The sequence below is a fragment of the Kitasatospora sp. NPDC097691 genome, assembly GCF_040302665.1.
Taxonomy (GTDB): domain Bacteria; phylum Actinomycetota; class Actinomycetes; order Streptomycetales; family Streptomycetaceae; genus Kitasatospora.
Genome location: NZ_JBEORY010000021.1, coordinates 1 through 17,636, shown reverse-complemented (window position 1 = coordinate 17,636; position 17,636 = coordinate 1). Strand labels below are relative to the sequence as shown.

Here is a 17,636-nt window from a genome sequence, read left to right as displayed (position 1 = left end):
CGTCGTACGGCTCAGGCCTTGCGGCCCAGCCAGCCCGCCAGGCGGGTGTGGACGTCGGCGTCCTCGGTGACCGGCTGCACCTCGGCGAACGGGACGCCCTCGACGCGGGCCTCGGGCGGCAGGACGGCCTGGGCGATGCCCAGCGCGGTCTGCGCCAGGGCGTGGTCCAGCTCGAAGCCGTTGTCCAGGCTCGTGGCGATGTCCCAGGTGTGGGTCACCGTCTCCATCACGTAGCCGCCGACCACGGCGCCGCCGGGCACCTCGCCCCAGGGCGCGACGGTGGGGCGGCCGAGCTTGGCGTCGTCGGCCCAGGCGGCGGCGGCCCGGGCGCGGGCCCGGTCCAGCGCGGCCGGCCAGCCCTCGTCCGACGGGTCCTCGATGGCGGGCACGATGTCCTCGTAGCGGCCGCCCTCACCCAGGTACGCGAAGCGGTGGACGCCGCCGACCACGTGGTTCAGCAGCTGTCGCAGCGTGAACTCGGTGCAGGGGGTGGGCCGGTCGAGGTCCGCCGGGGTGATCGTGGCGAACAGCTTCTCCAGCTGGGCGAGGGCGAGCAGGTACTGCGGGCGGGCGTCCTGGACGGCGTTCACGTGCGGTCAACTCCCCGTTGTGGGTCGGTCTTTCGGGCTCGGAACGCAATCTCCCAGTAAAACCTGACAACTACCGTCAGGATTACTGGGATTCTTGTCGTATGAAGGCCGATCGCCTGCTCTCCATCCTCCTCCTGCTCCAGACCCGCGGCCGGGTGTCCGCCACCGAACTCGCCGAGCGGCTGGAGGTGTCCGTCCGCACCGTCTACCGCGACGTGGAGTCGCTCTCCGCCGCCGGGGTGCCGGTGTTCACCGAGCGCGGGCGGCACGGCGGCATCGGCCTGCTGCCCGGCTACCGCACCGACGTCACCGGCCTGACCGCGGACGAGGCCAGGGCGCTGTTCGTGCTCTCCGCCCAGGGCGCGCACAGCGACCTCGGGCTGGACGGCGCGCTCGGCTCGGCGCTGCGCAAGGTGATGGCGGCGCTGCCGGCCCCGCACCGCCCGGCCGCCGAGCGGATCAGCGAACGGATCCTGGTCGACCCGGCGCGCTGGATGCAGGGCGGTGCGTCCACCGCCGCGTCCGGCCCGGACCTGGGTGAACTGCAGTACGCCGTCTTCGCCGACCGCCGGCTGCGGCTGCGCTACCGGCACAGCGGCACGCCCGCGCCGGTGGAGTACACCGTCGACCCGTACGGGCTGGTGAGCAAGGCCTCGGTCTGGTACCTGGTGGCCGATCTGCACGGCGAGCCGCGGCTGTTCCGGGCCGACCGGGTGCTGGCCGCCGAGACCGCCGAGGAGGCGGTGCGGCGTCGGGCCGGGGTCGGGCTCGGCGAGGTCTGGGCGGTGCTCCGCGAGCAGGTGGAGCGGCTCCCGAAGGAGCTGTCGGTGCGGGTGCGGGTCCGCCGCGGGCGGCTGGACCTGTTCCTGCGCATCCACGGCGGCCGGGTCACCGTGCAGCCGCCGGAGGCGGGCGCCGGGTCGGCCGAGGAGTGGGTGGAGGTGGCGATGGCCTTCCCGGCCCCGGCGGCGGTCCGGTCGCTGCTGGCCTTCGGCGCGGACGTCGAGGTGCTGGCCCCGCCGGCCGCCCGGCGCGAGCTGGCCCGGGCGGCGGCGGACGCCCTGCGGCTGTACCAGGACCAGCCGTCGTAGCCGGGCCGGCCGTCGTCGCCCGGGCCGGCCGGCGTGACCGGGGCCGGCCGTGGAAGCCGGGCCGCGACCAGGAGTCGGGCTCAGGAGTTGGGCTCGGTCCGGACCACGGCCCGGTAGTGGCCGAGCGAGATCGCCGCGAAGTTGTGCAGGCTGTCGGTGCCGTCGGTGAAGTAGCCGTTGTGGCCGACCGCGCGGGCCGAGGAGATCTGCTCGGCGCCGAAGCCGCTGCCGGTCGGGTCGGCGCCGTGGCCGAGCTTGCCGACCTCCAGGAACGGGACGTTGCCGATCCAGTCGCTGGGGTTGCGGGCGGCCCAGACGTGCACGCCGGTGCCCAGGTCGGCGGTGCTCTGCACGCCCATGCCGGGGGAGCCGAACACCATCATGTCGGTGATGCCCGAGGTGTCGGACGGCGAGGCGGCGGCGCGGAGGATCTTCGGGGCGGCGGTGCCGCAGACCACCGAGCCGTACGAGTGGCAGAGCAGCGACGGCGGCGCGTCCGGCCGGGTGGTCTCCTTGAGCCCGGCGAGCAGTCGCTCCAGCCGGGGCGCGGCGACGTCGGCGAGCCGGGAGGTGGCCGCGTCCGGGCCGAGGCCGGAGGGGGTGACGTAGCCGGTCCAGGAGATCACGGCGGTCCGGGTGCCCGGGGCCTGGCGCTGCTCCTCGGCGTGGAGGGCGCGGGCCATGCCGGCCGGGGAGCGCAGCGGCTCGGCGGTCTGGTCGAAGTGGCCGAGGTCGGCGTCCGAGCCGGGCACGAGGACGGAGATCCGCTCGGCGTCGGCGAGGTCGCCCCACACCTCGGTGACCAGGCCGCGGCCGCGCGGGTCGAAGGCCAGGATCTGCCGGCCGGGGGCGAGCAGGTGCTCGACGTCGTTGGCGCGGGAGACGGCCAGCGCGCGGGTGTCGGAGTCGAGCTTGTGGTCCGCGGCGCGGGCCCGGGCCTTGTCGCGCTCGACGGCCAGGGCGATCCGGTTGGCCCGGTAGCGCAGGTCCAGCGGGGCACCGTCGTAGTTGCCGACGACCAGCGGGTACTGCTGGATCAGCCGGTCCAGCTCGGTGGGCGCGAGCGAGGCGAAGAACTCCGCGGCGGCGGCCGGACCGGTGGTGGCCGGGTCGGGCAGGGAGCGGCCGAAGGAGTGGTCCTGGATCCAGGCGGCGCTGCCGGCCGGGGGCGTGGAGATCGCCAGCTGCTCGGAGGAGACCGCGGCGGCGGCGGCCGAGGCGCCGGCGTCGGCGAGCACGGCGCAGCCCGCGAACGCTCCGATCAGTACCCGCTTCCAGCGTCGACGGTTGCGCACCGCACCAACTCCCTTGGGGCCCGTCACCGTTTCTCGGGCGGTGCCCGGAGGGTGCGATAAGGATTTGCTGACTTCCCTGCGCAAGCCTAGGGGGCTCGAAGGGGCGGCGGGCGCGCCTAAACTGTGGGATGGATCACATGAACCGGGGGTGTCCTGGCGGCGTCTCCCTGAGGTGCGGGCCGCGGCCCGGACGGCCGTCCGCTCAGGCGTCGAACTCCCGTACCAGCCGCTTCGGTGCCGTCCGCCGCCAGGCCTCGGTGACCAGGTCGCGCAGCTCGTCCCGGTCCACCAGGTCCAGCCGGACGCTCACCCAGCCGTGCCGCCCGACGTAGGGGGCGGAGGAGAACACCTCGGGTTCGGCGGCGAGCAGTTCGGCCTGGTCCTCGGGCGAGGCCTTGACGGTGACCCGGTCCCCGTCGGGCGCGCCCATCGCGAAGATCCGGCTGCGGACCCGCAGCGTCTCGATGTCCCAGGTCGGTTCCTGGGCGGCCTCCGGCAGGGCCAGTGCCATCGCGCGGAACTCGTCGAACGTCACCATGGCGGCAGGTTAGAGCAGGGCAGTGACAACGCGCCCCCGGAGCGCGCGGTGGCGCGGCGGGGGCGCGTCGTCGGTGGGACGGTGGGATCCGCGTCAGGAGAGCGAGGCCCAGGCGTCGCAGGAGCGGTCGGCGGCGACCAGCCGGTCCGGGTGGCCGCTGCCGTCGGCGATCGAGATCCGTCGGTAGTTCTGGCCGCTGAACACCCAGTACTCGCTGTTCCCGCCGACCCGCTGGCAGTCCGGGACGGGCAGGAAGCAGTCCACCCGGTTCAGGCCGTTCAGCGAACTCCACTGGGAGAGTTCGCGGTCGGTGCGTTCGCGCACGTCGGTGTGCGAGGAGCCGTCCGCGATCGAGATCAGCCGGTACTGCTGGCGGCCGGCCGTGGTGTGGAAGCACCAGTACCAGCTCTTGCCGCCGACCCGCTGCTGGTCCGGGACGGGCAGCCAGCAGTCCACCTGGCCGACGCCGCTGAGCGAGCCCCAGGAGGTGAGGTCGCGGTCGGAGCGTTCGAGCGCCGTGGTGTACCGGCCGCCGCCGCAGGTGATGGAGACCAGCCGGTACTGCTGGCGGCCGGCGGTGCTGTGGAAGACCCAGTACCAGCTCTTGCCGGCCGGGTCCTGCTGGTCCGGCACGGGCAGGAAGCAGTCGACCCGGCCGACGCCCTGCAGGCAGGACCAGCCGGTCAGCCAGGTGTCGTCCTCGACCTTGCGGTCGGTGTGGGCGGAGCCGTCGGCGACCGAGATCAGCCGGCAGAGGTCGCCGTGGAACGCCCAGTAGCGGCTCTGGCCGGCCCGGCGGTACTGGTCCGGGACACCGACGAACTCGTCGCACGGGTACGCCTTCACCGGCTGCGGCGCGGGCTGCGGCCGACCGCCTCCGGTCTGGCCGCCGGTGGTCTGCCCGCCGGTGGTCTGGCCTTGAGTGCCCTGGCCTCCGGTGGTCTGCCCGGCCACCGGGGCGAGCCGGCCCTCGCTCAGCCCCCGCAGGATGCTCATCGAGGGCATGAAGGCGTACACCGAGCCGGTGGTCTGGACGAACTGGGCGAAGTTCAGCGGGGTGTGCTGGATCAGGCCGCTCGTGTCCCGGCTCTCGTAGTCGACGGGGGTGACCTCACCCGTGTCCGGGTCGGTGCAGTTCTGGGTGACCGGGTCCCGGCCGGGCACGGGCCTGGGGTTCGCGTGCCCGGGCGGCGTGGTGTCCTGCGAGGAGCGGTTGGGCGGGAAGTTCGCCCGGTCCATCCAGCTGGCCTGGATGAACTCGAACTGCCGCTTGAGGTCCGCCTGGTAGCAGATGAACAGCAGCCCGCGCGGGTCGTCGGGGCCGCCCGGGCCCTCGGAGGCCGGGTCGAACGGTTCTCCGTACGGAGTGCCGCGGCGGATGATCCGCCGGCCGTTGAGGATGTCGGCGGGGAACGGGGGCTTGTCCGGGCTCTCCTGCAGGCCGGCGCGCGGCTCGGTCTTGCGCAGGTGCGACCAGAGCGGGGTGACCAGGCCTTCCGGGTCGTCCGAGAAGTCGAAGGCGTTGTCGCTCGCGGCGGTCGGGTTGTTCGGGACGTCCCGGTCCTGGAAGTGGCAGACCGGGGCGCCGGAGCGCCAGCGGCCGACCATCCGGGCGGCCAGCCACTCGGTGGTGGCGTGGTCCGGGACGGCCTTGGCCTTCCGGAGTTCACCCAGCTTGATCGCGACCTGCGACCACCAGCCGGGGACGTCCTGGGCGAGCCGGCGGACCACCTGGAAGGAGCCGTTGAGCGTCCAGGCCGGGAACTGGTCCTTGGGGAAGCTGAACTGGTCGTTGTCCAGACCGCAGACGAACTCGCCGGCCGGGATGATCCGGGTGCCGGGGTGGCCGTCCACCTGCTCCGGATCGGTCGGGCTGGGCCGGTCGAAGCCCTTGACGCCGGGCTCGCTGATGCCGTCCTTGAACCCGAAGTGCTCCTTGCCGCGGCGGCTGCCCAGGAGGGTCTTCGCGTTCTGCTGGTAGACGATCACGACCCGGGACTCGGCGGCGGCGATCCGCTGGGCCTCGACGGCCGTCTGCAGGTCCTTCTCGGTGTCCGCGGAGATCTTCAGGACGGCGTGGACCGACTGGGTCCTGCCGTTGCCGAAGAGCCAGTTCTCCGGGGAGTTGTCGCCGGTGTCGCCGAGCCCGCCGGCCCGTTTCGCCGCGCCCTCCTTGAACGCCTTCAGGCCGGTGTCGCCCTGCGGGAGCGTCGCGAGCGGGTCGGTGCCGGAGAGCATCAGCAGGCCCTCGTAGGTGAAGCTGATGCCGAGCCAGGTGGCGGTCAGCGACTTGGGGTCGTCGCCGCCGGAGGCCTGCCTGGCCTCGCTGAACGCCTCGTTGAACGCGGCGACCTCGCGGGTGGTGGAGATCTGCGGGGTCAGCTTGCGGAGCCAGTCGCGCGCGCGTGCCGCGTCCTCGAACTTGAGGAAGAGGACGCTGACGTTGTCCTTCTTGAAGCCTGCGAGGACGTCGCCCTGGATCTCGTCGCTCTCGCGCAGGCTCAGGTCCGTTGCCATGGGTGTGTTCCTTTCGCTGTGGGGTGGGGTCAGGCGGACGGGCTGAGCTGGATCCACTTCGCCTCGCTGGGCACGCCCTTGCCGTTGAGGAGGAAGACCATGTACCAGCCGGGCGGCGCGGCCTTGGCGTCCGGCGGGGCCTGCAGCTGGAGCCGGTTGCCGGCCTGGCTGGTGATCCGCAGGTCGAGGTGGCGCTGACTGGTGTTGACCGAGTGGGTGGACGTGGTCGGCGCGAGCAGGACGGCCTTGACCACCTGGTCCGAGGTCGAGCTGGAGACGGTGAACTTCTTGTCGTACCCGATCGGCACGGTCGGCGCGTCGTCCAGGTCGGGCCGGCCGCCGCCCTGGTGGAGGTAGGCGGGCTCGTAGATCTCGATGGTGCCGTTCATGGTGACCGGGCCGGTGGTGCCGGGGATGCCGCTCACCGTGCGGTTGACGTCCGTGTTGTTGGCCAACTGCTGGAGCTCGTCGCCGGTGACCAGGACGCGTCCGTCGGGCAGCACGACCGCGTTGGAGTGGTAGCCGCGCGGCAGGCGCTGGACCGGGCCGAGCTGCCAGTTGCCCTGGTCGTCGCGCAGCTCGATCTGGCGGTACTTGAGGTCCGCGTTGGGGTTGTACGGGCCGTTGCCGTAGTCGCGGATGTCATAGGCGCCGTTGACGGTCATCAGCCGGCCGGTGGGCAGCAGGACGGTGTCGTCCTGGGTGCGGCCGAAGGCGCGGGACTTCTCGGCCGTCCACGTGCCGTTGGAGAAGCGCAGGGTGCTCGGGTTGTCCCGGTCGCCGCCGAGGACCAGCGCGGAGTCCGGGCCGTTGGCGCCGTTGGGGAGCAGCACGGCGGAGCCGTAGTTGCGCTTGCGGCCGTCCGGGCGGGCGGCCAGGTCGGTGCGGGACTCGGCGACCGGGTCGAACTTCCACTGCTCGGCGGCCTGGCGGCCGAAGCCGTAGATGTTGCCGTCGTTGAGCGAGAACAGGTGCGGGTAGTCGGTGGTGAACGGGGCGTCGACCTTGAACCGGTCCACCGGGGTGTTCGTGGGGAGGTCGGTCTTCTGCACCGGCACCGCGAAGGGCTTGGCGGGGAACCGCTCGACCACCGGCGTCGGGGTGCCGTAGCCGAGTTCGGACTGGCCGGACATGATCAGCTGGCGGCCGTCGGCGCCGGTCACCACCGAGGGGTACCAGCGGCCCACCGACATGTCGGGGTTGCGGGTCCAGGTCTCCGTCCACGGGTCGAAGATCAGCGAGAGCTTGGCGCCGGTGCCGCCGTTGCCACCGAGGTTGCCGCCGAAGACGCCGAGCATGCCGTTGGGCAGGAAGGAGTGGCCGGAGCAGAAGAACGGCGCCGGGCGCTGCTCGCCGAGGCCGTCCGGCATGTCGACGACCGGCGGGTTGACCTGCTTGAACGCGTCCGGCCCGTAGTTCTTCTTCGGATCCCAGAGGAAGGCCCGGCCGGCGTTCTCCTTGCCGGTGGTCTGGGTGGGGGCGGGTTCCTTCTCCGGGTTGGTCTCGATCCGTTCGAAGGAGAACAGCAGCACCTTGCCGGTCGGCAGCAGCGCGACGTGGTCGCCGAAGTCGGGGGAGTCGAAGTACTGGTTGAACGCGCCGAACGTCTCCGGGGCGAAGGCCTTGTTGCGATCGGCCTGGGAGGCCGTCAGCGCGTTGTACCGGTTGGTGCGGGTGGTCTGCGGGTAGTCGCCGATGCCGCGGATGGCGGCGCGCATCCGGGCGTGCTCCTCGGCGTGCTCCTGGCCGAGCGCCGCGACCTCGTCCTCGCGCAGTTCGGCCATCACCCGGGGGGAGTCGACGTGCGGGGTGAGGTCGTCGGCCCCGGGGGCGGCCGGTCCGCCGTGGGCGAGGGCCGGGGCGACGCTGCTCAGCAGGGTGCCGGCGGTCACCGCGAGGACCACGGCGGTGCCCGCCAGTCGGCGGCGGGCCCCGTGCCGCGGTCGAGGGCGTGGTGGGGACAGGGACATGGGACTCCTCGGGAGTGCGGGGTGTTCGGGGGAGGGGGTGGCGAATGCGGACGGACGGCCGTGGGCGGGCGCGGTCCTGCGATGGTCGCCGACCGTCACAGGAGATCACAGTGCGTGGTGGTTCGCATGCGGATACATCCGCTCGGTGACGCCGTCCGATGCGGGCCGCTTCCCGCCCGGCGCGGGTCACACCACGCCCAGCGCGTACGCCGCGAACAGGGCCGCCGCAGCGCCGGCCGTCGCCTTGCCGGCCCGGGAGAAGGACGTCCACGGCCCGTCGAACCGCCGGGTGAACCACCCGATCGACACCAGGACGGCGCCGAACAGCGGCAGCAGCGCCAGCCGGGCGGCCACCCAGCCGAGCGAGTCCGGCGCGGTGGTCAGGCCGGGGACGCTGCCCAGGGCGGCCGCGCCCGGCACCGCCACCGTGAGCATCGCGCTCTGGTGCCAGCAGAAGATCGTCATCGCCGACAGGTTGACCACCACCACCGGCAGCCACAGCAGCGGACGGCGGGTCAGCAGCCGGCCCAGCCGCTCCCGCAGCAGCACCGCGGCGCCGCACTGGAAGGCCGCCAGGGCGAGCACCAGCAGGGACGGCGGGTGCGAGTTGGTGCGCTCGGCCCCGGGCACGCCGACCATGCTGGCCGGGTAGTGGAACACCAGCAGCAGGGTGGCGAACAGAGCGCCGCCGCCGAGCAGCAGCACCCGGGCGGTCGGCCGTCCGAGCCGGCCCTGCGCCCAGAGCACGCCGAGCTGGTAGCCGAACAGCCAGCCCGGCAGGATGTTCAGCAGCGCGACCCAGGACGGCACCGCCTGCGCCCACGGCCCGTACCGCAGCAGGTCGACGGCGGCGACCGAGGTCACCAGCAGGCCCGCCGACCAGCCGCCCAGCCGGCGTCCGGCGGCCACGCAGAGCGGGGTGAGCGCGGTCAGCCCCAGGTAGACGGCGATGTACCAGAGTGGCTGCACCACCAGCGTCGCGCCGGTGCGCAGGGTGTCCGCGGGGACGCCGAGCGCGGGCAGCAGCGGGATCAGCAGCGCCCAGACGGCCGTGACCCCGAGCACCGGGCGCAGCAGCCGGACGGTACGGGCGCGCAGCCAGCCGCCGTAGGACTCGCCCCGGGCGCGGGACCGTTCCAGCGAGCGGACCGAGGAGTGGCCGCCGACCAGGAAGAACACCCCGAGCATCTGGAGCCCCCAGCTGATCGGGGCGAAGAAGCCGAGTGAGGAGAGCGGGCTGGCGTTGTGCAGGGCGCCGTCGGGGGAGCGGGTGAAGCCGCCGAGCATCCAGTGCCCGACCGGTACGGCGAGCAGGGCGAGGGCGCGCAGGCCGTCCAGGGCGCGGTCGCGGGTGGCGGGGGTCCGGGCGTCGACCTGTCGGGCGGCGCGGCGCAGGGCGGTGAGGGGGTGGGCCATGGTGGTGCTCCTTCCGGTGCGGGCGGTCAGGCGCGGCCGAGGGCGACGGCGGCGTAGGCGGCGAGCGAGGCGGTGCCGGGGGCGAAGTAGCCGGTGTGGCCGCGGGATCCGGTGGCGGGCAGCGGGCGGGCGCCGAAGCCGGGGGCGGTCGGGTCGGCGCCGTGGCCGAGACCGAGCAGCCGGACGTTGGGCACGTCGCCGATCCAGTCGGAGCCGTTGCGGGCGGTGGCCCACAGCGGGACGTGCGGGTCGAGGCCGGCGGCCGAGTCGACGCCCATGCCGGGGGAGCCGAGCACCACCACGCCGGAGGCCTGGGCCGGGGTGGGGCGGGCCAGGCCGCAGACCACCGAGCCGTAGCTGTGGCAGAACACGGTGGCCGGGGCCTGGGGGCGGGTGCTGACGGCGAGTCCGTCGAGCAGCCGGGTGAGGCGGGTGGCGCCGGCCCGGGCGAGGTCCTCGGTGGCGGCGTCGAGGCCGAGTCCGACCGGGGTGGTGTAGCCGGTCCAGGCGATCACGGCGGTCTGCCGGCCGGTGGCCTCGTACAGCGCGCGGGCCATGCCGGCGGGGGTTCCGTACGGATCGGCGGTGCGGTCGAAGTCGAGCAGGTCGATGTCCGAGCCGGGGACGATCACGGCGGTGCGGCGGGCGCCGGCGAGGTCGCCGTACACCTCGGCGACCTGGCCGCGGCCGCGCGGGTCGAAGGCGAGGACCTGCCGTCCGCCGTCCAGCAGGGTGCGGTAGCGCTCGGCGCGGGTGCGGGCGGCCTCGTGGTCCTGCGGGGTGCGGGCGGGGTCGGCGGCGCGGGCGAGTTCGCGGGTGCGTTCGGCGGCGAGGGCCAGGGCGTTGGCGCGGTAGCGGAGTGCGACCGGGGCGCCGTCCAGGTTGCCGACCACCAGCGGGTGCCGGACGGCCAGCGCGTCCTGTGCGGCCGGTGCCAGTGCGGCGAAGAACGCGGCGACCCGGTCCGGGGTGGTGGTGGCCGGGTCGGGCAGGCTCAGGCCGAGCGAGGTGTCGGCCGTCCAGGCGGCGCTGCCGGGCGGCGGACCGGTGACGGGCGTCTGGGTGTCGGCGGCCCAGCCGCCGGTGCCGAGCACCGCCGCCAGTGCCACCGCGGCGGCGAGTGCCCGCCTGATCCGGAATCCGCGCATGGTCCTTCTTCCCCTCGTTCGTTCGGCTTGCGACGAGGAGGAAGGTAGGAACGCGACGGCCCCGCGGACGTCACACCGCGGGGCCAACTCCCGGGTGCTACCCGGGTATCAGGGGGACATCCCCCCTACTGGCCGGGGGTCACCAGGCCGGACTCGTAGGCCAGCACCACCGCTTGGGCGCGATCGCGCAGGTCGAGCTTGGCGAGGATGCGCCCGATGTGGGTCTTGACGGTCTGTTCGGCGAGCACCAGCTTCGCGGCTATCTCCTGGTTGGACAGGCCGCGGGCGATCAGCTCCAGCACCTCGGTCTCGCGCGGGGTCAGGCCGTTGAGCCGCACCTTGGGGTCGTGGCGCTTGGCCGGGCGGGTGCGGGCGAAGTCCTCGATGAGCCGGCGGGTCACCGAGGGGGCGAGCAGCGCCTCGCCGGCGGCGACCACCCGGACCGCGGCGATCAGGTCGGCCGGCGGGGCGTCCTTGAGCAGGAAGCCGCTGGCCCCGGCGCGCAGCGCCTCGTAGACGTAGTCGTCCACGTCGAAGGTGGTGAGCATCAGCACCTTGGGCCGGTGGGCGCTCCCTCCTTCCCGTGGACCGGTGGCCGGGTCGAGCAGTCGCCGGGCCGCCTCCAGGCCGTCCATCACGGGCATCCGGACGTCCATCAGCACCACGTCCGGGTGGGTGCGGCCGACGACCTCCAGGGCCTGGGCGCCGTCCGCCGCGTCCCCGACCACGTCGATGTCGCTCTGGACGCCCAGCAGGGCGGCGAAGCCCGCGCGGACCATGGCCTGGTCGTCGACGATGATCACGCGGATGGTCATGCGGTGGTCTCCCGGGGGGTGTCGAGCGGATCGCGGGCGTCACGGGCGTCGCGGTCGGCAGGGGTGTCGAGGGGCAGCACGGCGGCCACCTTGAAGCCGCCGTCCGGCAGCGGGCCGGTGTCCAGCCTGCCATCGACGAGCCGGACGCGTTCACGCATTCCGACCAGACCGTGCCCGGTGCCCTCGGCCGACGCCTCCAGCGACTCGGTGCGCTCCGGCGGCGGCCCGTTGACCACGGTCACCAGCAGGGCCGGGCCGTCCGCGGAGAGCGATACCCAGGCCTGCGCGCCGGGGGCGTGCCGCACCACGTTGGCCAGCGCCTCCTGGACGATCCGGTACGCCGACAGGCCGACGGCCTGCGGCACCGCCGCCACCAGCCCGTCGTCCACCGCGAGTTCGGCCGGCACCCCGGCCCGTCCGACCGTCTCGGCCAGCTGGGCGAGTTGGCCGATGCCGGGCTGCGGGGCCGTCTCCCCGCCGGACTCCTCGCTGCGCAGCACGCCCAGCAGCCGGCGCATCTCGGTGAGCGACTCCCGGGCGGTGCCGGCTATCGCGGTGAACTCCTCGGCGGCGTCGGCCGGTACGTCGGGGATGCGGTAGGGCGCGCTGGCGGCCTGGACCGCGATCACCGACATGTGGTGGGCGACCACGTCGTGCAACTCCCGTGCGATCCGGGCGCGTTCCTCCAGCAGGGTGCGCCGTTCGCGTTCCACCTCGCTGATCTGCTCCTGCTCGCTGAGCAGCCGGCGGGCCTCGGCGCGGTCGCGGACGGCCCAGCCGAGCAGCAGCGCGGCGCCGCTGAGCGCGATCATCAGCATCGTGGTGCCGTCGCCGGAGCGGGGCAGGCCGAGCGTGGTGGTGAGCGCGGTGAGCGCGACGGTGGCGACCCAGACCGCGATCAGGGTGGCCCGGCTCTCCCGCAGTGCCAGGGCGAACAGCAGGAAGACGTAGGCGAGGATCATGGGCGCGGTCCACGGCCAGGTGCCGCCGTGCTGGTCGTACCGGGCGGTGACGGAGGCGGTGGCGACCAGGGTGGCTGCGCTGATCCACCAGGCGGGCAGCGGCCGTGTGACGGCGAGCAGCAGCGGCACGGTCTGGGCGACGGTCAGCGCGCCGGCCACCGGGAGCACCAGGGCGTAGGAGTCGACCAGGACGACGATCCCGGTGGGGATCAGCGAGGACAGCAGGGCCAGCGCCACGAAGTACGGGAGCCTGCGCAGCCAGGCCCGTGGCGACTCCCCGAGCAGCGGGGTGTGGTTGGCGCTCGGTGTGGTGAGGTGGAGCCAGAGCGAGCGCAGCAGGCGGCCCGCAGTCCGGCGGAGATCGGCGACGGTGAGGTTCTTCATCGTGGGCCAGCCTAGGAGCGCGGCGCCCGACGGGAGTCGCACTCCAGCGCGATCTTCCGGCTGCCACCGGGGTACCGGGTGATACCCCGGTATGACAGGGGGGTGCTACTCGGGCTGCGGTCCGGCGGTGCGCCAGTGGCCGGCCAGGGCGGGGCCGAGCTGGTCGAAGTGACGCTCGATCAGGGCGATCATGCCTTCCGGGCCGTCGGGTTCGCGGTCGGCGGTCCAGGACAGGTGGGCGGCGCGCAGCACGCTGCCGAAGACGGCGGCGAGCACGGTGGGGCGCAGGTCCTCGCGCGGGTCCAGGCCCTCGCGTTCGGCGAGCACCCGGACCACGATCCGCTCCTGTTCGGTGACCCGGCGCAGGTGGGCGGCGAGCAGGGTGGGCGCGTCCTCGATCATCCGCATGAGTTCGAGGGCGCTGGTGATCGAGCCGGGGCCGGAGGCCTCGGCGTTCCCGAGGTCGCGCCAGGCCTTGACGATCGAGGCGCGCAGGGCCTGCAGCGGGGCCTCGTCGACGGGGCGGTGGCGCAGGCACTCGATGAAGTAGTCCTCGGCCTCGGCCATGACGGCGAGCGCGACCTCGTCCTTGTTGGCGAAGTAGCGGAAGAAGGTGCGCTGGGAGACGTCGACGGCGGAGGCGATCTCGTCGACGGTCGTCCGGGCGAAGCCCTGGCTGAGGAAGAGCATGTGGGCGGCCTGGACCAGGGCGTACCGGGTCTGTTGCTTCTTGCGCTCGCGCAGCCCGGGTGTCCGACCGAGGTCCTCCGGGGTGCCGGTGGGGCGGGGGGCGTGAGCGGCCATGGCGGGGGCCTTCCGGGGCGCTGGTGTGGCGGGTGGGAGCACAACCTTAGCGTTCTGACAAATGGCAGTAATGGCCAGAAGTCACTGTTTGCCGAATGTCAGTTGCTGACATAATCTGCCGCGAGTGGCGCCCGTCGGGCCGGGGCACCTGTGGGGACGGGTGGGCCGGGGCGCCACGACCACGTTCCGACCGAGCCACGCCCCCGGAGGGCCCAGATGAGCCAGTCCGTCGTCAAGAACTCCGAGGCGGACGCGGCACCGCCGCCGACGCCACCGTCCGGGGGCGGCCTCAAGGGGCACCCCTGGCTGACCCTGCTGACCGTCGCGGTCGGCGTCATGATGGTCGCGCTGGACGGCACGATCGTCGCCATCGCCAACCCGGTGATCCAGGAGAAGCTGAACGCGGCGCCCTCCGAGATCCAGTGGGTCACCAGCGGCTACCTGCTCGCCCTGGCGGTCTTCCTGATCACCGCCGGCAAGATCGGCGACCGTTTCGGCCACAAGACCACCTTCCTGGTCGGCGCGGTCGGCTTCGCCGCCACCTCCGCCGCGATCGGCTTCGCCGGCAACATCCGGACCGTGATCGCCTTCCGGGTGCTCCAGGGCCTGTTCGGCGCGCTGCTCCAGCCGGCCGCGCTCGGCCTGCTGCGCGGCGCCTTCCCGGCCGACAGGCTCAACATGGCGATCGGCATCTGGGGCGGCGTGATCGGCGCCTCCACCGCGGCCGGCCCGATCGTCGGCGGCCTGCTGGTCGAGCACGTCAGCTGGGAGTCGGTGTTCTTCATCAACATCCCGGTCGGTCTGATCGCCCTGGCGCTCGGCCTGTGGATCCTCAGGGACGTGCGGGCCGAGAACGCCGCCAAGTCCTTCGACGTACCCGGCATCGTGCTGCTGTCGGCGGGGATGTTCGCACTGGTCTTCGGCATCATCAAGGCCCCCGAGTGGGGCTGGGGCGACGCGAGGACGCTGCTGCTCCTGGGCGGCGCGGTGGTGCTGATGGTGCTCTTCGCGCTCTGGCAGGGCAAGGCGCGCGAGCCGCTGATCCCGCTCGGCCTGTTCCGCTCGGTGCCGCTGTCGGCGGGCGTCCTGCTGATGGTGCTGATGGCCTTCGCGTTCTTCGGCGCGATCTTCTTCGTGACCTTCTACCTGCAGAACGTGCACGGGATGAAGCCGGTCGAGGCCGGCGTCCACCTGCTGCCGATGACCGGCATGATGATCATCGGCGCGCCGGTGGCCGGCATCGCGATCGGCAAGCTCGGCCCGCGGATCCCGATCGTGGCGGGCATGCTGATCACCACCACCGCGATGTTCGGCATGTCCACCCTGGACACCGGCTCCGGCACCGGCGTGATGTCGCTCTGGTTCGTCCTGATGGGCCTCGGCATCAGCCCGGTCATGGTCGGCGCCACCGAGGTGATCGTCGGCAACGCCCCGCTGGAGCTGTCCGGCGTGGCCGGCGGCCTGCAGCAGGCCGCGATGCAGGTCGGCGGCAGCCTGGGTACCGCGGTGCTGGGCGCGCTGATGGCCGCCAAGGTCGGCGACGCGCTGCCCGGCAACTGGGCCAAGGCCGGCCTGCCGCCCGTCGAGGGCCCGCAGGCCGAGGGGCTCAAGCAGGCGGCCCAGCTCGGCATCGCCCCGCCGGCCCCGCCCGGCACCCCGCAGCAGGCGGTGGACGCGATGGCCGGCGCCGTCCACGAGTCCTTCGTCAGCGGCATGTCGCTCGCCTTCGCGGTCGCCGCCGTGGTGGCCTTCGCCGCCGCCGTGCTCGGCCTGCTCACCCGCCGCGGCACCACCGACGCGGGCCCCGCCGTGCACATCTGACCGGCCCCGCAACGCCACGGCCCCGGACTCGGCGGAGTCCGGGGCCGTCGTGGTGTCCGGCCGGGCTCCTCGCACCGGTGTGAGGAGCAGGACGCGGAACGCGAAGGGGCCGGACCTCCTGTGGAGGTCCGGCCCCTTCGGTCACCGGAGGGTGATCAGGCGTCGCCGCCGGCGGCGCCCGGGTCGGCCGCGGTGACGTCCAGCAGCTGGTAGCGGTCGATCGCGTCCTTCAGCGCCGAGCGGTCGACCTTGCCCTGCTTGGCGAGCTCGGTGAGCACCGCCAGGACGACCGACTGCGCGTCGATGTGGAAGAAGCGACGGGCCGCGCCACGGGTGTCGGCGAAGCCGAAGCCGTCGGCGCCCAGCGACTGGTACTGGCCGGGCACCCAGCGGGCGATCTGGTCCGGCACCGCGCGCATCCAGTCGGACACCGCGACGACCGGGCCCTCGGCACCCTGGAGCTTCTGGGTGACGTACGGCACGCGCTGCTGCTCCTCGGGGTGCAGCAGGTTGAACTCCTCGGCCTCCACCGCGTCGCGGCGCAGCTCGTTCCAGGAGGTCGCGGACCAGACGTCGGCCTTGACGTTCCACTCCTCGGCGAGGATGCGCTGGGCCTCCAGGGCCCACGGCACGGCCACGCCGGAGGCGAGGATCTGGGCCGGGATCTGGCCGGCGGTGCCCGGCGCGTACTTGTGCAGACCCTTGAGGATGCCCTCGACGTCCACGTTCTCGGGCTCGGCCGGCATCTTGATCGGCTCGTTGTACACGGTGAGGTAGTAGAAGACGTCCTCGCCGTTCGGGTGTTCGGCGCTGGAGCCGTACATCCGGCGCAGACCGTCCTGGACGATGTGCGCGATCTCGAAGCCGTACGCCGGGTCGTACGCGACGACGCCCGGGTTGGTGGAGGCCAGCAGGTGCGAGTGGCCGTCGGCGTGCTGCAGGCCCTCACCGGTCAGGGTGGTGCGGCCGGCGGTGGCGCCGAGCACGAAGCCGCGGGCCAGCTGGTCGGCCATCTGCCAGAACTGGTCGCCGGTGCGCTGGAACCCGAACATCGAGTAGAAGACGTACACCGGGATCAGCGGCTCGCCGTGGGTGGCGTAGGCCGAGCCGGCGGCGATCAGCGAGGCGGTGCAGCCCGCCTCGGAGATGCCGTCGTGCAGCATCTGGCCGGTCGGCGACTCCTTGTAGGCGAGGAGGAGGTCCCGGTCGACCGACTCGTAGGTCTGGCCGAGCGGGTTGTAGATCTTCGCCGACGGGAAGAGCGAGTCCATGCCGAAGGTGCGGTACTCGTCCGGCGCGATCGGCACGAAGCGGTTGCCGATGCCCTTGTCCCGCATGAGGTCCTTGAGCAGCCGGACGAACGCCATGGTGGTGGCGATGGTCTGGTTGCCGGAGCCCTTCTTGACCGCCTTGTACGCGTCGTCGCCGGGCAGTTCCAGCTTGCGCGGGCGGACCTTGCGGGTCGGCACGTAGCCGCCGAGCTCCTGCCGGCGGTCGTGCATGTACTGGATCTCTTCCGAGTTGCGGCCCGGGTGGAAGTAGGGCGGGTAGCCCTCTTCGAGCTGCTTGTCGGTGATCGGCAGGTGCAGCCGGTCGCGGAAGCGCTTCAGGTCCTCGACCGTCAGCTTCTTCATCTGGTGGGTGGCGTTGCGGCCCTCGAAGTTGGGGCCCAGCGTCCAGCCCTTGACCGTCTGGGCCAGGATGACCGTCGGCTGGCCCTTGTGCTCGCGGGCCGCCTTGAAGGCCGCGTAGATCTTCTTGTGGTCGTGGCCGCCGCGACCCAGGTGCTGGATCTGCTGGTCGGTCATGCTCTCGACCATCTTGCGCAGGCGCAGGTCGGAGCCGAAGAAGTGCTCGCGGATGTACTCGCCGGACTCGGTGGCGTAGGTCTGGAACTGGCCGTCCACCGTGGTGTTCAGCTTGTTGACCAGCACGCCGTCGCGGTCCTGCGCGAGCAGCGGGTCCCAGCTGCGGTCCCAGATGAGCTTGATCACGTTCCAGCCGGCGCCCCGGAACTGGGACTCCAGCTCCTGGATGATCTTGCCGTTGCCGCGGACCGGGCCGTCGAGGCGCTGCAGGTTGCAGTTCACCACGAAGGTCAGGTTGTCCAGGCCCTCGCGGGCCGCCAGGGACAGCTGGCCGAGCGACTCGGGCTCGTCCATCTCGCCGTCGCCGAGGAAGGCGTACACCTGCGAGTCGGAGGTGTCCTTGATGCCGCGGTGCTCCAGGTAGCGGTTCATCCGGGCCTGGTAGATCGCGCCGAGCGGGCCGAGGCCCATCGAGAC

Annotated in this window: 13 protein-coding genes; 2 read left to right on the top strand and 11 right to left on the bottom strand. The window is 73.0% G+C overall.

Annotation, left to right across the window (positions count from 1 at the left end):
* Window positions 1-11: 11 nt before the first annotated feature.
* Window positions 12-590, bottom strand: a complete 579-nt coding sequence (locus ABTY56_RS17110) for a TIGR03086 family metal-binding protein (RefSeq protein ID WP_350629615.1) — start codon at window positions 588-590, stop codon at window positions 12-14.
* A 101-nt stretch (window positions 591-691) separates the two neighbouring features.
* Here ABTY56_RS17110 and ABTY56_RS17105 point away from each other — a divergent pair, with 101 nt between their 5' ends.
* Entirely contained in the window at window positions 692-1,681 is a 990-nt protein-coding gene (locus ABTY56_RS17105) for a helix-turn-helix transcriptional regulator (protein WP_350629614.1), read from the top strand.
* 80 nt (window positions 1,682-1,761) lie between these two features.
* On the opposite strand, the gene ABTY56_RS17100 is transcribed toward ABTY56_RS17105, so the two are convergent.
* From ABTY56_RS17100 to ABTY56_RS17060, 9 genes are all read right to left on the bottom strand, one after another.
* Window positions 1,762-2,976 (bottom strand): alpha/beta hydrolase, encoded by a 1,215-nt coding sequence (locus ABTY56_RS17100; RefSeq protein WP_350629613.1) that lies wholly within the window; start codon window positions 2,974-2,976, stop codon window positions 1,762-1,764.
* Between the two features lie 202 nt (window positions 2,977-3,178).
* Window positions 3,179-3,514: an MmcQ/YjbR family DNA-binding protein gene (locus tag ABTY56_RS17095; RefSeq protein ID WP_350523974.1), complete on the bottom strand. Its 336-nt coding sequence runs from the start codon at window positions 3,512-3,514 to the stop codon at window positions 3,179-3,181.
* A 93-nt stretch (window positions 3,515-3,607) separates the two neighbouring features.
* The gene (locus ABTY56_RS17090) at window positions 3,608-6,031 is read right to left on the bottom strand and encodes a Dyp-type peroxidase (RefSeq protein ID WP_350629612.1); all 2,424 of its coding nucleotides are present in this window, start codon (window positions 6,029-6,031) and stop codon (window positions 3,608-3,610) included.
* A gap of 29 nt (window positions 6,032-6,060) precedes the next feature.
* A complete protein-coding gene (locus ABTY56_RS17085; RefSeq protein WP_350629611.1) occupies window positions 6,061-8,001 on the bottom strand; it encodes a galactose oxidase early set domain-containing protein in 1,941 nt (646 codons plus the stop codon).
* A gap of 186 nt (window positions 8,002-8,187) precedes the next feature.
* Entirely contained in the window at window positions 8,188-9,417 is a 1,230-nt protein-coding gene (locus ABTY56_RS17080; protein WP_350629610.1) for an acyltransferase family protein, read from the bottom strand.
* 26 nt (window positions 9,418-9,443) lie between these two features.
* Window positions 9,444-10,565, bottom strand: coding sequence for an alpha/beta hydrolase (locus ABTY56_RS17075; protein WP_350629609.1), 1,122 nt, complete (start codon window positions 10,563-10,565; stop codon window positions 9,444-9,446).
* Between the two features lie 125 nt (window positions 10,566-10,690).
* Window positions 10,691-11,380 (bottom strand): response regulator, encoded by a 690-nt coding sequence (locus tag ABTY56_RS17070; RefSeq protein WP_350629608.1) that lies wholly within the window; start codon window positions 11,378-11,380, stop codon window positions 10,691-10,693.
* Window positions 11,377-12,726, bottom strand: coding sequence for a sensor histidine kinase (locus ABTY56_RS17065; RefSeq protein ID WP_350629607.1), 1,350 nt, complete (start codon window positions 12,724-12,726; stop codon window positions 11,377-11,379). The genes ABTY56_RS17070 and ABTY56_RS17065 overlap by 4 nt, the downstream gene beginning before the upstream one ends.
* 105 nt (window positions 12,727-12,831) lie before the next feature.
* Complete coding sequence (locus tag ABTY56_RS17060; protein ID WP_350629606.1) at window positions 12,832-13,530, bottom strand: TetR/AcrR family transcriptional regulator; 699 nt, start codon at window positions 13,528-13,530, stop codon at window positions 12,832-12,834.
* Between the two features lie 216 nt (window positions 13,531-13,746).
* Here ABTY56_RS17060 and ABTY56_RS17055 point away from each other — a divergent pair, with 216 nt between their 5' ends.
* On the top strand, window positions 13,747-15,351 hold the full coding sequence (locus ABTY56_RS17055; RefSeq protein WP_350629605.1) for an MFS transporter: 1,605 nt from the start codon (window positions 13,747-13,749) through the stop codon (window positions 15,349-15,351).
* Window positions 15,352-15,506: 155 nt separating this feature from the next.
* Here ABTY56_RS17055 and aceE read toward each other — a convergent pair.
* A partial coding sequence (aceE, locus tag ABTY56_RS17050; RefSeq protein WP_350629604.1) for a pyruvate dehydrogenase (acetyl-transferring), homodimeric type occupies window positions 15,507-17,636 on the bottom strand: 2,130 nt, incomplete at its 5' end.

What these genes read in the sequence shown, in the direction of transcription:
- ABTY56_RS17105 (WP_350629614.1), top strand. Translation starts at nt 692, where the DNA reads ATGAAGGCCGATCGCCTGCTCTCCATCCTCCTCCTGCTCCAGACCCGC.
- ABTY56_RS17095 (WP_350523974.1), bottom strand. Translation starts at nt 3,514, where the DNA reads ATGGTGACGTTCGACGAGTTCCGCGCGATGGCACTGGCCCTGCCGGAG.
- ABTY56_RS17090 (WP_350629612.1), bottom strand. Translation starts at nt 6,031, where the DNA reads ATGGCAACGGACCTGAGCCTGCGCGAGAGCGACGAGATCCAGGGCGAC.
- ABTY56_RS17085 (WP_350629611.1), bottom strand. Translation starts at nt 8,001, where the DNA reads ATGTCCCTGTCCCCACCACGCCCTCGACCGCGGCACGGGGCCCGCCGC.
- ABTY56_RS17080 (WP_350629610.1), bottom strand. Translation starts at nt 9,417, where the DNA reads ATGGCCCACCCCCTCACCGCCCTGCGCCGCGCCGCCCGACAGGTCGAC.
- ABTY56_RS17075 (WP_350629609.1), bottom strand. Translation starts at nt 10,565, where the DNA reads ATGCGCGGATTCCGGATCAGGCGGGCACTCGCCGCCGCGGTGGCACTG.
- ABTY56_RS17070 (WP_350629608.1), bottom strand. Translation starts at nt 11,380, where the DNA reads ATGACCATCCGCGTGATCATCGTCGACGACCAGGCCATGGTCCGCGCG.
- ABTY56_RS17065 (WP_350629607.1), bottom strand. Translation starts at nt 12,726, where the DNA reads ATGAAGAACCTCACCGTCGCCGATCTCCGCCGGACTGCGGGCCGCCTG.
- ABTY56_RS17060 (WP_350629606.1), bottom strand. Translation starts at nt 13,530, where the DNA reads ATGGCCGCTCACGCCCCCCGCCCCACCGGCACCCCGGAGGACCTCGGT.
- ABTY56_RS17055 (WP_350629605.1), top strand. Translation starts at nt 13,747, where the DNA reads ATGAGCCAGTCCGTCGTCAAGAACTCCGAGGCGGACGCGGCACCGCCG.